This is a genomic window from Cellulomonas sp. plas2 (assembly GCF_057221735.1).
In genome coordinates, this window is sequence record NZ_CM170155.1 from 721,090 (window position 1) to 734,306 (window position 13,217).

Genomic DNA, 13,217 nt, shown 5'->3' on the forward strand with positions numbered 1-13,217 from the left:
CGGAGGCGACGGGTGCCCGGACCTGGGTCCCCCGTCGACCCGGGACGGAGGTCCCCTGCGCCGAGGACGCGGGCGCCGATGGGACGTGCAGGACGTCACGGTGACGTCCTGCAGAACGACCAGCGCCGGCGCGACCGGTGCCCGGGAGGAAACCCGATGTCCGTCACGCCCACCGCGCCGGCCCCGCAGCCCCGCCGCCCCCTCCAGCGCCTGTCGGACCTCGGGGTCCGCGTCCAGGTGCTGTCCGCCCTCCTCGTGGCCGTGCTCGTCGGCGCGCTCGTCGGGACGCTCGCGGTCGCGGCGCTCGGCTCCGCCGACGCGCGGACCAAGGGCCTGTACGAGCAGAACGTCCAGGGCCTGCTGCAGGCGGCCGTCATCCGCCGCGCGACCGTCTCCATGCGCTTCGACCTGGCCAACCTCATGATCGCGCAGGACGACGACGACCTCGCCGCCGCCCGGTCGGCCATGGTCGACGACGAGGCCGCCCTCCGCGACGCCATGGCGGCCTACGGCGAGCTGGACCTCACGGACGCGGCCCGCGACTCGCTCGCCGCGTTCACGAAGGCCTTCGAGGAGTACGTGGTCATCCGCGACGCGCAGCTCGTGCCGGCCGCGCTCGCCGACGACCGCGCGACCTACGTCTCGGTCCGCGACGGCGAGGCGGCCGGGACGATCGTGCGGATGATGGGCAGCCTCGACGCCCTCGTCACGGGGGAGACCGACGCGGCCGCGGCCGCGGCCCAGGAGGCGCACGCCTCCTTCCTCTCCAGCCGGACGCGCACGGTCGTCCTGCTGGTCGTGGGCATGGGCGTGGCCGTGGGCATCGCGGTCGTCGTCGCGGGGTCGGTCGCCCGGCGGCTGGGCCGGGTGCGCGACGTCGCCGACGCGCTGTCCCGCGGCGACCTCACCCGCCGCGTCGACCTCGACTCGCGCGACGAGGTCGGCCTCGTCGGGCAGGCGCTGGACCGGGCCGCGGCCTTCCTGCGCGGCACCGTGACGACGATCGACGCGTCCGCCGTCTCGCTGGCCTCCGCGTCCGAGCAGATGTCCGCCACGTCCGGGCAGATCGCGGCCGCCGCGGAGGAGACGGCCGCGCAGGCCGGCGTGGTCTCGGCCGCCGCGGAGCAGGTGTCGCGCAACGTCCAGACCGTCGCCGCGGGCACCGAGCAGATGGGCGCCTCCATCACGGAGATCGCGCAGAACGCCTCGCGCGCCGCCGAGGTCGCCCGCACCGCCGTCACGGAGGCGGCCGCGACGAGCGAGCTCATGACGCGCCTCGGCGACTCCTCCCGCGAGATCGGGGACGTCGTGCGGACCATCACGCAGATCGCCGAGCAGACCAACCTCCTGGCCCTCAACGCGACCATCGAGGCCGCACGCGCCGGGGAGGCCGGCAAGGGCTTCGCGGTCGTCGCCGGGGAGGTCAAGGAGCTGGCGCAGGAGACGGCGAAGGCCACGGAGGACATCGCCCGGCGCGTCGACGCCATCCAGGGCGACACCGCGGGGGCGGTCACCGCCATCGCGCAGATCACCCACGTCATCGACTCCATCAACGACTTCCAGTCGACGATCGCCGCCGCGGTCGAGGAGCAGACCGCCACGACGAGCGAGATGACCCGCTCGGTGGCCGAGGCCGCCACCGGCTCGGGGGAGATCGCCACGAACATCACCGGCGTGGCGACGGCGGCCGACTCCACCACCCAGGGCGTGTCCGAGTCGCAGCAGGCCGTCGCCGAGCTTCCGCGGAGCTGCGCGGGCTCGTCGGGCGGTTCCAGGTCTGAGCGCGGGAACGACGTCGAGCCCGGGCGGCGCGCCTCGCTAGGATCGTCCGCTCGTGAGCCGGGTGGGGGAGGTCGTCGCGCCGCGACGTCTGGGGACGTCGTTCCGCTGGCTGCTGGCCTCCTCGTGGGTGAGCAACCTCGGTGACGGGGTCGCGCTGGCGGCGGGGCCGCTCCTGGTGGCCTCGCTCACGGAGGACCCGCTGCTCGTGGCGCTGGCCGCCACCCTGCAGTGGCTGCCGCCGCTCGTGCTCGGGCCGCTGGCGGGGGCGCTGTCCGACCGGCTCGACCGGCGGCGGCTCGTGGTGCGCGTCGACGTGCTGCGGGCCGCCGTCCTGCTGGTGCTCACCGCCACGGTGCTGGCGGGCCACGCGACGATCGCCACCGTGCTGCTCGCGCTGCTGCTCGTGGGGTGCTGCGAGGTCTTCGCGGACAACACCTCGCAGACCCTGCTGCCCATGCTCGTCGACCGCGACGACCTGGCCGTCGGCAACGCCCGGCTGCAGACCGGCTTCATCACCGTCAACCAGCTCGCCGGGCCGCCGCTGGGCGCGGCGCTGTTCACGGTGGGGCACGCCCTGCCGTTCGGCCTGCAGGCGCTGCTCGTCGGGCTCGGCGCGGTGCTCGTCGCCCGGGTGCGGCTGCCCGCGCACGTGCCGGCCGCCGCGCCGGGGCGGGTGCACCACGACGTCCTCGACGGCTTCCGCTGGGTGCGGCACCACGCCGCGGTGCGGACCCTGGTGCTCACCGTGCTCGTCTTCAACGTCACCTTCGGCGCGGCCTGGTCCGTGCTCGTGCTGTGGGCGCAGGAGCGGCTGGGCGCGGGACCGGTGGGCTACGGCCTGCTGACGACGACGAGCGCCGTCGGCGGCCTGCTCGGCACGGCGCTGTACGGCCGGCTGACGCGGCGCCTGAGCCTGGGCGACCTCATGCGCATCGGGCTCGTGCTCGAGACGCTCACGCACCTGGCCTTCGCGCTGACGACCGACCTGGCCGTCGCGCTCGCGGTCATGCTCGTCTTCGGGGTGCACGCGTTCGTCTGGGGGACCACCTCGGTGACCGTCCGGCAGCGAGCCGTGCCGACGGCGTTCCAGGGGCGGGTCGGCGCCGTGAACACCGTGGGCGTGTTCGGCGGGCTCGTCGTGGGCTCCGGGATCGGCGGGCTGCTGGCCCGGGAGCTCGGCGTGACGGCACCGTTCTGGTTCGCGTTCGTCGGGTCGGCCCTGTTCTGCGTCCTGCTGTGGCGGCAGCTCTCGCACGTGGCGCTGGAGGACGCCGCGGCCTGAGGGCGGCCGTCCCGCTCGACGGGACCCGGCCCGCCCGGTCCGCCCGTCCCGCTCGCCGGTGAGGTCGACGGCTGGGATCATCGCGCGATGCACGCCGAGCCGTCCTCCGTCCCGCCGCCCGAGCAGCCGCATGGTCGTGGGGCGGGTCGCGAGCCGGGTCGTGCGGCGGGTCGTGCGCCGGGTCAGCCCTGGTACCGGGAGGTCGTCTCCGGGGCGGGCCGCGCCGTGCGCGGTGCCTGGGACCGGCGCGGGGAGCTGCGGGACCCCACCTCGCGCGTGGCGGTGGTCGTGGGCCTGGTGCTCGTCGCCCTGGGCACGGCGGTCTTCCTCGGCGTCCTCGACGCGGTGCAGGAGCGCGACGACCTCGCCTCCGCCGACACCCCCGTCCTCGACTGGCTCGTGGCCGCCCGCGGACCGGCGCTGACGGCGTTCCTCACGGCGGTCTCGGCCGTGACCGGGCCGTCCGTGCTGCCCGTCGTGGTGCTCGTCGCGTGCCTGGCGTGGGGGTGGCGCACGCGGTCCTGGTGGCAGCCGGGCCTGCTCGCGGCCGCGATGGTCGCGTCGACGCTCGTGTCCGTGACGGTCAAGGCGGTCGTCGCCCGGCCCCGCCCGCCGCTGTCGACGATGTCCGTGCCGGGGTCGGAGAGCACCTACTCCTTCCCCTCGGGGCACACCGTCGGCACCGCCACGTTCCTGCTCGTGCTCGGCTACCTCGTGTGGATCCGCAACCCGCACCGGCGCTCGCTCGTGCTGTGGGTGCTGACGACCTCCGCCGGGATCCTGCTCGTCGCCGGGAGCCGCCTCTACCTGGGCTACCACTTCCTCACCGACGTGACGGCGGGCCTCGCGCTCGCGGTCGCGGTGCTCGGCGGCGTCGTCGTGGTCGACCGCCGGCGCGCCGTGCGCGCCGCGCGCATGACCGCGGGCTCCCGCCCCGGCGACGACGCCGGCGCGACCCCGGCCGGCTAGGCGGGCCCGGGCGGACGGCACGCCTCGACGCGCGCCCGTCGCCGAAGCGCCGGCGGGCACGACGAGGGGCGGGCCGCTGCTGCGACCCGCCCCTCGGCGTACCCGCTCGGACGGCGCACGTGGCGCCCGCCCGTCAGGTCCCGTCGGCCCGTCAGATGCGGTTCGCCTCCTCGCCGGGGACGGTGTCGCCCTCGCCGGCGGTGGTCCCCGTCAGGGTGGGCGTGCCGGTCGTGACCGGGCCCGTGCCGACCGGGGCGGGGCCGCCGACGTGCGTGGCCGGCTCGACCGGGTCGAGGTCGTGCGCGCTCGTCGTCGGGGCGACGACGTCGAGCTCGTCCGTCGTGGCGGCGGGGGCGCCGTCCTCGGGCAGCACGGCGGGCGACGTCGTCGCCGTCGTCGGGGTCGTCGGCTGCTCGGCGGGGTGCTCCGTGGCCAGCGACGCGACCGTGTGCTCCTCCTCGCCGTGCTTGCGGCCCGCGACGACGGCCGCCACGGCCGCGGCGGCCACGCCGACGCCCGCGGCGACGGCCTTGCCGCTCAGGCCCGCCTTGCCGTCGTCACCGATGGAGGTGGCGGCGTCGGCGATGCCGGGCCGGGCGTCCAGGCCGGGGTCGACGGTGCCCTGCCAGGAGCCGCTGGCGGTGCCCTCGCCCTCGATGTAGGCCTTGAAGCGCTCGAGGTCGCCCTCGGCCTGCTTCTCGACGATGGACAGCTTGTCGCCCACCTTCTCCACCAGGCCCTCGGGCTCGTACTCGAGGTGCAGGTGCACGTGCGTCTGCCCGGGCCCCGCCGGCTCGAACGTCACGGCGCCCGCGTTCGTCGCGCCGCTCGTCGCCGCCCAGGCGACCTTCCGGTCCGGGACCTGCTCGACGATGCGGGCGTCCCACTCGCGGCGCACGCCGGCGATCTCGGCGACCCAGTGCAGGTGCTCGTCGTCCTGCTGCTCGATGCGCTCGACGCCGCTCATGAACTTGGGGAACTGCTCGAACTGCGTCCACTGCCCGTAGGCCACGGACACCGGCACGTCCACCAGCAGCGACTTCTCGACCGTCGTGGTCATGGTCCGTTCCTCCCGTCCCGACGGGGGTCCTCCCCGTCCTGCGCGTCGCGGCTCGTGGCTGGGCCGCGGCTGCTCTCGACCCGCTCGACGCTACGGGCGGCCCTGCGGATGCGCGCGGCGAGGGCCCGACGGACGCTGGGGGCGGGCACAGGAGCACACCCGCCGCCCACCGGCGCACGCCATCACGCGTCGCGCACCCCGTGAGAGGACCGCCATGCCGACCGTCGCCGACGTCGTCACCCCCGACCCCGTCACCGTCGACGCGACCACGACCGTGCGGGAGGCGGCCGTGCTCATGCGCGACGAGGGCATCGGCGACGTGCTGGTCACCGACCGCGGGCAGCTCGTCGGGATCGTCACGGACCGGGACCTCGTCGTGCGGGTGCTCGCCGCGGGCGGTGCCTCCGGCGACCCCGTCGGTCAGGTGTGCAGCGGGTCGCTGGTGACGCTGGCCCCCGGCGACGACGTCGCGCAGGCCGCCCGCGTCATGGCGGAGCACGGCGTGCGGCGGCTGCCCGTCGTCGACGAGGGCGGGATCGTCGGCATCGTCTCCTCGACCGACCTGGAGCGCTGACCGGGGAGCACCGGCCAGCCGGCCCCCGGCGGGCGCAGCCCCCGGGTGGACCCCGGGTGCGCGGGACCGCCACGATGCCCCCATGACGAGCGCGAGCGGCACGAGGGGCGGGCCCGCGCCGGCGCGGCCCGGCCGGACCACGGGGATCCTGCGGCGCAAGTCCGTGGAGGACTCGCTGGCCGCCGCCGACGACCCGGAGCGGTCCCTCCGGCGCGAGCTCACCGCGTGGGACCTGGCCGTCCTCGGCGTGGCCGTCGCGGTCGGCGCCGGCATCTTCTCCGTGGGCGCCACGGCCGCCGCCAACTACGCCGGCCCGGGCGTCATCCTGTCCTTCGTCATCGCCTCGGTCGTCTGCGCGCTGGCCATCATGTGCTACGCCGAGTTCGCCTCGACCCTGCCCGTCGCCGGGTCCGCGTACACGTTCTCCTACGCGACGATGGGGGAGGCGGTCGCGTGGATCATCGGCTGGGACCTGATCCTGGAGATGCTGCTCGCCTCGGCGGTCATCGCGAAGTTCTGGGGCGTGTACCTGTCCGACGCGTTCGGCCTGTTCGGCGTCGACGTGCCGACGACGCTCACGCTCGGCGGCGTGGACCTCGAGTGGGGGCCGGTGCTCGTCGTCGGGGTGTTCACGGCCCTGCTCGCCGTCGGGACCCGGTTGAGCGCGCGCGTGAACAGCGTGTTCACGCTCATCAAGGTCGGCATCACGCTGTTCGTCGTCGTCGCGGGGTTCTTCTACGTGCGCGCCGAGAACTACGCCCCGTTCATCCCGCCGGCCGAGGCGGCGCCGCAGGCCGCCCGCCTCGAGCAGCCCCTGCTCGCGTTCCTGTCCGGCGCGGAGCCGACGACGTACGGGGTCGTCGGGGTCCTGTCCGGCGCGGCGCTCGTGTTCTTCGCGTTCATCGGGTTCGACGTCGTGGCCACGACCGCGGAGGAGACGCGCGACCCGCAGCGGACGATCCCGCGCGGCATCCTCGGCGGGCTGGCGCTGGTGACGGTGCTGTACGTCCTGGTGACGGTCGTCGTCACGGGGATGGTGTCCTACCGCGACCTGGCGCAGGAGGAGAGCCCGTCGCTGACCTCGGCGTTCGTCCTCGTCGGCGCGGACTGGGCCGGGCAGGTCATCTCCGTGGGGATCCTCGTCGGGCTGACGAGCGTGCTCATGGTGCTGCTGCTCGGGCTCACGCGCGTCGTCTTCGCCATGAGCCGCGACGGCCTGCTGCCGCGCGGCATGTCCCGCACGTCGCCGCGGTTCGGCACGCCGGCGCGCCTGCAGGTCGGCGCGGGGGTCGTCGTGGCCCTCATCGCGGGGCTGGCGGAGGTCGAGCTGCTCGAGGAGATGATCAACATCGGGACGCTGTCGGCGTTCGTGCTGGTCAGCTTCGGGGTGCCGCTGCTGCGCCGGTCGCGGCCGGACCTGCCGCGCGGGTTCCGCGTGCCGCTGTCCCCGGTGCTGCCGGTGGTGTCGGGGCTCGCGTGCCTGTGGCTCATGACGAACCTGACGGCGCTGACGTGGTTGCGCTTCCTGGCGTGGCTCGCGCTGGGCGTCGTCGTCTACGCCGCGTACTCCTACCGGCACAGCGTGCTGGCGCGGAGCGGCGCCGGTCGGTGACCGGCGCCGCCGCCCGGTGAGACGGGCGCGCGGGTTGCGGGCGCCGCACCGACCCGTCAGGCGCCCGGGGCAGGCCGCGCCTCGTGGCCGGCGCGGCCGTGGGTGCGGTTCTCCTCCTTGAGCTGCGCCTCGTAGACGTGCCGCCGCCCGGCGACGAGCTCCTCGCGCACGGTCCGCTCCCAGCCGCGCCACCGCTCCCAGTAGTGGTCGTCGTAGTCCTCGACGACCTGGAAGGTCCAGCGGCGGGCGAGCACGTTGCGGCCGTACAGGTCCGTGCGGATGCGCTCGGCGAGGTCGCCGTGGCCCGCGCCCTCGAGCGCCTCGAGCGCCTCGGCGAGGTCGTTGTCGGCGCGGCCCGTCATGCGGTGGAAGCCGTAGAGCATGCCCCGCGCCTCCTCGACGACCTCGAGCGCGGCCGTGAGCTTGCCGACCGCCTCGACGGTGGCGCGGTCGACGCCGTCCGGGACGTGGTGGGCGGCGTCGGGCTCGCCGGGGTCCGGCGCGGCGGCCGCGTGCTCGTCGTCGGGGGCGGGGGAGTCGGCTGCCACGGGCGTCGTGTCGGAGCTCATGGACCTAGTGGAGAGCCGGTGGTCGGCTCCGGCAACCGGGGGTCGCGGGCAACGGCTCAGCCGGGCGTGCGGGCGGTCACCCGAGGGCGGGGCCGGCGCCCAGCACGAGGCCCAGCGCGGCCAGCAGGACCGCGGCGACGAGCATCCCGGGGCCGTGCACCATCGCCGCCCACCACCGCCGCTCGGCCAGCAGCCGGGCGGTCTCGACGGCGGCCGTCCCGTACGTGGTGTACCCGCCGAGGAAGCCCGTGCCGAGCACCAGGGCCCACACGCCGGGCCACCCGCGCAGCACCAGGCCGGTGAGCAGCCCCAGCAGGAGGGAACCGGTGAGGTTGACCGCGTGGGTGCCGCTGGGGGCGGCGGTGCGCAGCCGCTCGCGGACCGCGCCGTCGACGACGAGGCGTGTCGCTGCCCCGAGGCCGCCGGCGACCGCGACCGCCAGCGCGAGGATCACGACGGCCCGCCGGGCACGCCGGTGACGTCGGGTACGCCGGGTCGGCGCGGCGGGCGGGACGCGGCCGCGCCGAGCGCGAGGCCGGCGGCGGCCGCGGCCAGGCCGGCGACGAGGGTCACGACGGCGTACGCGGCGGCGACGCCCGCACGTCCGTCGGCGGCCAGGCGGACGACGTCGACGGCCAGCGTCGAGTAGGTGGTGCAGCCGCCGAGCACCCCGGTGCCGAGCGCGAGCCGCGTCGCGCGCCGGGGGCCCGTGTCGGGTCCGCGCCGCGCCAGGGCGGCGGTCAGCACCCCGAGCAGCAGGGCGCCGGAGACGTTGACCGCGAGCGTCGCCACCGGGACGGGGGCGGACGGCAGGGTCAGGCCGGCCGTGTGGCGCAGGAGGGTGCCGACGGCGCCGCCCGCGCCGACGAGCGCGACGAGGCGCAGGTCGCGGTGCGGCTGACGTCCGCCGGGGCGGTGGTCGTCGGGCAGGGAGCGGTCGGGCACGGACTCATCCTGCCGCGCGCGACCGGCACCCGTGCGGCGTCCCGGACGGCGCACCGAGTGGGCCGGAGACGCGGCCCAGGGGTCCTGAGCGCGGGCGGACCCCGCCGTGGCCGGGCGCCACGGCGGGGTCTAGCCTGAGGGGGACGGTCCACCCAGCCCCGGGGGACCGTACGACCCCCAGGGACGAGCCATGGCCGTCAGGACACCGGTGACGCTGTCCGAGCTCGTGCGCGCCCTGACCGCCACGGTGACCGGTCGGGTCCCTCCGTCCGTGGAGGCCCGGGACGACGACGGACCGCCGTCGGCGGAGGCCCGCGCCGCCCGGCCGCGGTGGTGGTCGACGTACGTCCCGCGCCCGCGGGCGGCGCAGGCCGCGACGGACACGCCCCTCGGGCCGGACCCCTTCGTCGCGCTGACGCTGCAGGTCCGGCTCGCCCGCCTCGGCGAGCAGGTGCGGGTGCTCGAGTCCGACCCGCACGTCTGGGGGCGGGCCCGGCGGCTCATCGCGGTCGAGCACGCCTACGACGCGCTGCTCGTCGAGGCCTGCCGCGTCGCGGGCGTCACCGCACCCCGTGCCGAGCTGCGTCCGGAGGACAGGCTCGTCGTCGAGCTGGCCCTCGCCGAGCGCGGCTGGACGTGGTGACCCGCTCGTCGTCGGAGGCGGGCCGGGTCGTCGGCCGCGGTGACCTCCCCGCCTCCCGGGGGTAACACGCGGGCAACGTGCGCTCCCTAGCCTGACGCCCAGGACGCGGGCGCCCGGTCCCCGTCGGCTCGTCGGACCGGCGCCCCAGGGCAGCGGGGGTGCGTGTGAAGGCCGTGGTCATCGGTGCCGGCATGGGTGGGCTGAGCGCCGGGATCGCGCTGCGGCGGGCGGGCCTCGAGGTCGAGGTCTACGAGCAGGTGGTCGAGAACCGCCCGGTCGGCGCCGCCATCTCCGTGTGGTCCAACGGCGTCAAGTGCCTCAACCACCTGGGGCTCGGGCACCGCGTCGCGGAGCTCGGCGGGCAGATGGACCACATGGCCTACCGGGACGGGTTCACCGGTGAGGACATGTGCCGGTTCAGCCTCGCGCCGGTGACGGAGCAGACGGGGCAGCGGCCCTACCCCGTCGCGCGCGCGGAGCTGCAGGCGATGCTCATGGAGGAGCTCGGTGCGGAGCACCTGCGCATGGGGCGGCGGATGGTGGGCATCGATGACGACGGCCTGCGCGTGACGGCCACGTTCGAGGACGGGTCGACGGCGACGGGGGACCTGCTCGTCGGCGCGGACGGCGCCCGGTCCCGCACGCGGGAGTACGTGCTGGGGCGGCCCGTCGAGCGGCGGTACGCGGGCTACGTGAACTTCAACGGGCTCGTGGAGGTCGACGAGGCCGTCGGCCCGCCGGACCAGTGGACCACCTACGTCGGGGACGGCAAGCGCGTCTCGGTCATGCCCGTGGCAGGCGGCCGCTTCTACTTCTTCTTCGACGTGCCGCTGCCGGCCGGGCTGCCCTACGAGCGGTCCCGGGCGCGCGAGGTGCTGTCGGAGCACTTCGCGGGGTGGGCGCCGCCGGTGCACCGGCTCATCAGGGCCCTGGACCCACAGCGCACGAACCGCGTGGAGATCCACGACCTCGACCCGTTGCCGACGTGGACGCGCGGGCGGGTGGCGCTGCTCGGGGACGCCGGGCACAGCACGACGCCCGACATCGGGCAGGGCGGCTGCTCGGCCATGGAGGACGCGGTCGTGCTCGCCATGGCCCTGCAGACCAACACCATCTCCGTCGAGGACTCGCTGCGGCGTTACCAGGAGCGGCGCGCCGGTCGTGCGGGGGAGCTCGTGCTGCGCGCGCGCCGGCGCAGCGACGTCACGCACGCCGTCGACCCGGACGTCACCGCGGCCTGGTACGACGAGCTGCGCCGCGAGGACGGGTCCAACGTCATCCGCGGGATCGTCGCGAACATCGTCGGCAACCCGCTGGGCTGACGGGGCTCAGGCCGCGGGCTGCCCGTCGCCGTCGCCGCCGTCCTCCGTGCCCACCCGGCCGGGGCCGACGCCGGTCCCGCCCGCGGGCACGGCCGTCGCGGTGAGCCCGAGCTCGTCGGCCAGGAAGAGGAACGCCCGTGCGTAGGGCCGCCCCTCGGACTCCCGGTGCAGCCGCGCCCAGTCGATCTGCTCGCGCAGCGCCCGGGCCATCGGCAGGAGCCAGGTGAAGTCGCAGTAGTGCTCGCCGAGCACGCGCAGCTTGGCCGAGATGACCTCCGTCGCGGGCAGCACGGGCATCCGGACCGCCAGCACCTCCATCTCCTCGGCGGTGCGCAGGAGCTCGGGGGAGACCGGGTCGCCGACCATCCGGTAGATGACGTCGACGAGCTCGCCGGCGTGGAAGGCCTTGAACAGCCAGTTCTCGGCCGGCTGCTGGACGTCGAGCCCCGCCTCTGCCAGCGCCGCCTTGGCCGCCTCGACGTCGTCCTCGGCGATGGCAAGGTCCGCGTCGTGGCTCGGCTCCGGCGCCCCGCGCGCCCAGGCGGCGTACCCCCCGACGAGCGCGAACGGCACGCCGGCCTCGGTCAGGGCCACGGCCGCGCGGCGCAGCCCGTCCTGGAGCGCGGTCCAGTCACCGTGGGCGTCGGTCGTCATGCCCCTTGCTTACACGCCGCCGGGCGGGCACGCAGGACGGAGGGGATGATCGCGGGGTGCGGGTGGCGACGTTCAACATCCTCCACGGCCGGTCCCTCGGCGACGGCCGCGTGGACCTGGACCGGTTCGCGGCGGCCGTGGCGTCGCTGGACGCCGACGTCCTGGCGCTGCAGGAGGTGGACCGCGCGCAGGAGCGGTCCCTCGGTGCCGACCTCACGACGATCGCCGCCGACGCGATGGGTGCCCCGCACCACCGTTTCGTCGCGACGATGGCCGGGGCGCCCGGCATGTGGGTCGCCGCGTCCGGCGACGAGCAGCCCGCGTCGGCCGCCTACGGCATCGCCCTGCTGAGCCGGCGCCCGGTGCGGGAGTGGCGCGTGCTGGCCCTGCCCTCGCCGGGTCGGCGGGCGCCCGTGGTGTTCCCCGGGTCGCGACGGCCGGTGCTCGTGCGCGACGAGCCCCGCTGCGCGGTGGCGGCCGTCGTGGAGGGCGACGGCGGCGCGGTGACCGTCGTCGGGACGCACCTGACGTTCATCCCCGGCCGGCGCTCACGGCAGCTGCGGCACCTCGTCGCCGCCACGGCGCGCATGCCCGCGCCGCGCGTCCTCATGGGCGACCTCAACATGGCCGGCGACGAGCCCACGCGCGTGAGCGGCATGCGTGCCCTGGTCACCGCGCCCACGTTCCCGGTCGACGCACCGGCCCGGCAGCTCGACCACGTGCTGGCGGACGGGGAGGTGGAGGCCGCAGGGCCGGGGCGTGCGGTCGACCTGGGGCTGTCCGACCACCGCGCGCTCGTCGTGGACGTGGTGCTGGGCCGGGTGCCCGTGCCGGGGGCGGGCACCCGCGAGCCCTGACGCCCCGTGGTCACCCCGGTCCTGGCATGCGGGCTCAGGCGGTCGGTGGCGGGTCGTCGGTCGGGGACGGGCGTGGAGAGGGCGGGGCGAGGTGACCCCGCGTGCTCCAGGGCAGGCTCGTGATCGGCGGCGGTGCGGCGGCCGCCCGGGCGGCACGCACCTCGTCGAGCACCTCGCTGAGCTCCCGCTCGCGCGGCGCGTCGTGGAGGACGAACGTCAGCACGTGGTCCCACTCGGCCCGGGCCGGCCGGGACTGCCGGGCACCCGAGCGGAGCATGTCGTCGATGAACCGCTTGACCGGGTAGCCCTCCTGCTCGGGCCGCACCAGCGGCAGCCATGCCAGGGCGTCCCCCTGCCGCACGAGCCAGCCGACCGGCTCGCGGCTGCCCGTGGCGGAGGGCAGGACGCGCGTGACGGTGCCGCGGCCGGTCCAGTCCGGCGCCGGGTAGCGGACGGGGGCGAAGTGACCCGGGCCGGGGGCCGGCGCGTCGCTGCGCGGCCCCTCGGGGTCGTCGGGCATGGCGGACCTCCAGGGGGCGGCGACCGCAACCGCCTTCGTGGACGTGCCTGTGGACGTGCTCGTGGAGGTGCTCGGACGGGCGTGAACGGGCTCCGTGCGGTGCGGTGTCACGGTCACGCTCCCCCCCAGGGCGTCAACAGGTGGGGTAACGCTAGCGCTCCTGGCGGTGCGGAATGCGTCGTCCAGACCCTTCTTCTGCACACGAAGGGGTGGTGTCGCGGCGGTTCGACCGATGTGTCCGATTGCCGAGGTGCAGGACGACGACGGATCTGCCGATGTCGCTCCGGATCCCGCCGGCGGCGGCCGGGGCGTCGCGGCGGGTGGCGGGACGCGGGGGCCGCTCGTCGGGCAGGCTGGGCGACGGCGGGACCGGATCGGCCCAGGCAGCAATTGCGGTGGCCGGTGGCTGCCGATCGTGGATCGGGACC

Annotated in this window: 14 protein-coding genes; 8 read left to right on the forward strand and 6 right to left on the reverse strand. The window is 76.1% G+C overall.

The features are described from left to right. Window positions 1–156 precede the first annotated feature (156 nt). From AC2TDM_RS03235 to AC2TDM_RS03245, 3 genes are all read left to right on the forward strand, one after another. Window positions 157–1,926 (forward strand): methyl-accepting chemotaxis protein, encoded by a 1,770-nt coding sequence (locus AC2TDM_RS03235; RefSeq protein WP_484635805.1) that lies wholly within the window; start codon window positions 157–159, stop codon window positions 1,924–1,926. Beyond that, window positions 1,835–3,064, forward strand: coding sequence for an MFS transporter (locus tag AC2TDM_RS03240; RefSeq protein ID WP_484635806.1), 1,230 nt, complete (start codon window positions 1,835–1,837; stop codon window positions 3,062–3,064). The genes AC2TDM_RS03235 and AC2TDM_RS03240 overlap by 92 nt, the downstream gene beginning before the upstream one ends. An 87-nt stretch (window positions 3,065–3,151) precedes the next feature. Continuing rightward, complete coding sequence (locus AC2TDM_RS03245) at window positions 3,152–4,033, forward strand: phosphatase PAP2 family protein (RefSeq protein ID WP_484635807.1); 882 nt, start codon at window positions 3,152–3,154, stop codon at window positions 4,031–4,033. Between the two features lie 151 nt (window positions 4,034–4,184). On the opposite strand, the gene AC2TDM_RS03250 is transcribed toward AC2TDM_RS03245, so the two are convergent. Then, window positions 4,185–5,093 (reverse strand): SRPBCC family protein, encoded by a 909-nt coding sequence (locus tag AC2TDM_RS03250; RefSeq protein ID WP_484635808.1) that lies wholly within the window; start codon window positions 5,091–5,093, stop codon window positions 4,185–4,187. A 214-nt stretch (window positions 5,094–5,307) separates the two neighbouring features. Between AC2TDM_RS03250 and AC2TDM_RS03255 the strand changes: the two genes are divergently transcribed. Together AC2TDM_RS03255 and AC2TDM_RS03260 are read left to right on the forward strand one after the other, a co-directional pair. Beyond that, the gene (locus AC2TDM_RS03255; RefSeq protein WP_090033403.1) at window positions 5,308–5,667 is read left to right on the forward strand and encodes a CBS domain-containing protein; all 360 of its coding nucleotides are present in this window, start codon (window positions 5,308–5,310) and stop codon (window positions 5,665–5,667) included. 82 nt (window positions 5,668–5,749) lie between these two features. Then, window positions 5,750–7,279: an amino acid permease gene (locus AC2TDM_RS03260; RefSeq protein ID WP_090033404.1), complete on the forward strand. Its 1,530-nt coding sequence runs from the start codon at window positions 5,750–5,752 to the stop codon at window positions 7,277–7,279. Between the two features lie 56 nt (window positions 7,280–7,335). On the opposite strand, the gene AC2TDM_RS03265 is transcribed toward AC2TDM_RS03260, so the two are convergent. The 3 genes from AC2TDM_RS03265 to AC2TDM_RS03275 form a co-directional block, all read right to left on the reverse strand. After that, a complete protein-coding gene (locus AC2TDM_RS03265; RefSeq protein ID WP_239079066.1) occupies window positions 7,336–7,848 on the reverse strand; it encodes a hypothetical protein in 513 nt (170 codons plus the stop codon). A 76-nt stretch (window positions 7,849–7,924) separates the two neighbouring features. Continuing rightward, window positions 7,925–8,302, reverse strand: coding sequence for a fluoride efflux transporter FluC (locus AC2TDM_RS03270; RefSeq protein WP_308439558.1), 378 nt, complete (start codon window positions 8,300–8,302; stop codon window positions 7,925–7,927). After that, complete coding sequence (locus AC2TDM_RS03275; RefSeq protein ID WP_484635809.1) at window positions 8,299–8,793, reverse strand: fluoride efflux transporter FluC; 495 nt, start codon at window positions 8,791–8,793, stop codon at window positions 8,299–8,301. Before AC2TDM_RS03275 ends, AC2TDM_RS03270 begins: the two co-directional genes overlap by 4 nt. Before the next feature lie 190 nt (window positions 8,794–8,983). On the opposite strand from AC2TDM_RS03275, the gene AC2TDM_RS03280 reads away from it, so the two are divergent. Together AC2TDM_RS03280 and hpxO are read left to right on the forward strand one after the other, a co-directional pair. Further along, window positions 8,984–9,436 carry a hypothetical protein gene (locus AC2TDM_RS03280; RefSeq protein ID WP_139224438.1) on the forward strand — a complete coding sequence of 151 codons (453 nt, stop codon included), beginning with the start codon at window positions 8,984–8,986 and terminating at the stop codon, window positions 9,434–9,436. A gap of 158 nt (window positions 9,437–9,594) precedes the next feature. Next, window positions 9,595–10,758, forward strand: a complete 1,164-nt coding sequence (hpxO, locus tag AC2TDM_RS03285; protein WP_239079064.1) for an FAD-dependent urate hydroxylase HpxO — start codon at window positions 9,595–9,597, stop codon at window positions 10,756–10,758. 6 nt (window positions 10,759–10,764) lie between these two features. Here the strand turns inward: hpxO and AC2TDM_RS03290 are convergent, their stop codons facing one another. Then, on the reverse strand, window positions 10,765–11,412 hold the full coding sequence (locus AC2TDM_RS03290) for a nucleotidyltransferase family protein (protein ID WP_484635810.1): 648 nt from the start codon (window positions 11,410–11,412) through the stop codon (window positions 10,765–10,767). 56 nt (window positions 11,413–11,468) lie between these two features. Here AC2TDM_RS03290 and AC2TDM_RS03295 point away from each other — a divergent pair, with 56 nt between their 5' ends. Continuing rightward, a complete protein-coding gene (locus AC2TDM_RS03295) occupies window positions 11,469–12,269 on the forward strand; it encodes an endonuclease/exonuclease/phosphatase family protein (RefSeq protein WP_484635811.1) in 801 nt (266 codons plus the stop codon). A 34-nt stretch (window positions 12,270–12,303) separates the two neighbouring features. On the opposite strand, the gene AC2TDM_RS03300 is transcribed toward AC2TDM_RS03295, so the two are convergent. Next, on the reverse strand, window positions 12,304–12,789 hold the full coding sequence (locus tag AC2TDM_RS03300) for a hypothetical protein (RefSeq protein ID WP_090033411.1): 486 nt from the start codon (window positions 12,787–12,789) through the stop codon (window positions 12,304–12,306). Between the last annotated feature and the right edge of the window lie 428 nt (window positions 12,790–13,217).

Excerpts from the sequence above, each read along its gene's own strand:
- AC2TDM_RS03260 (WP_090033404.1), top strand. The coding sequence starts at position 5,750 with ATGACGAGCGCGAGCGGCACGAGGGGCGGGCCCGCGCCGGCGCGGCCC.
- AC2TDM_RS03255 (WP_090033403.1), top strand. The coding sequence starts at position 5,308 with ATGCCGACCGTCGCCGACGTCGTCACCCCCGACCCCGTCACCGTCGAC.
- AC2TDM_RS03265 (WP_239079066.1), bottom strand. The coding sequence starts at position 7,848 with ATGAGCTCCGACACGACGCCCGTGGCAGCCGACTCCCCCGCCCCCGAC.
- AC2TDM_RS03250 (WP_484635808.1), bottom strand. The coding sequence starts at position 5,093 with ATGACCACGACGGTCGAGAAGTCGCTGCTGGTGGACGTGCCGGTGTCC.
- AC2TDM_RS03245 (WP_484635807.1), top strand. The coding sequence starts at position 3,152 with ATGCACGCCGAGCCGTCCTCCGTCCCGCCGCCCGAGCAGCCGCATGGT.
- AC2TDM_RS03300 (WP_090033411.1), bottom strand. The coding sequence starts at position 12,789 with ATGCCCGACGACCCCGAGGGGCCGCGCAGCGACGCGCCGGCCCCCGGC.
- AC2TDM_RS03280 (WP_139224438.1), top strand. The coding sequence starts at position 8,984 with ATGGCCGTCAGGACACCGGTGACGCTGTCCGAGCTCGTGCGCGCCCTG.
- AC2TDM_RS03290 (WP_484635810.1), bottom strand. The coding sequence starts at position 11,412 with ATGACGACCGACGCCCACGGTGACTGGACCGCGCTCCAGGACGGGCTG.
- AC2TDM_RS03235 (WP_484635805.1), top strand. The coding sequence starts at position 157 with ATGTCCGTCACGCCCACCGCGCCGGCCCCGCAGCCCCGCCGCCCCCTC.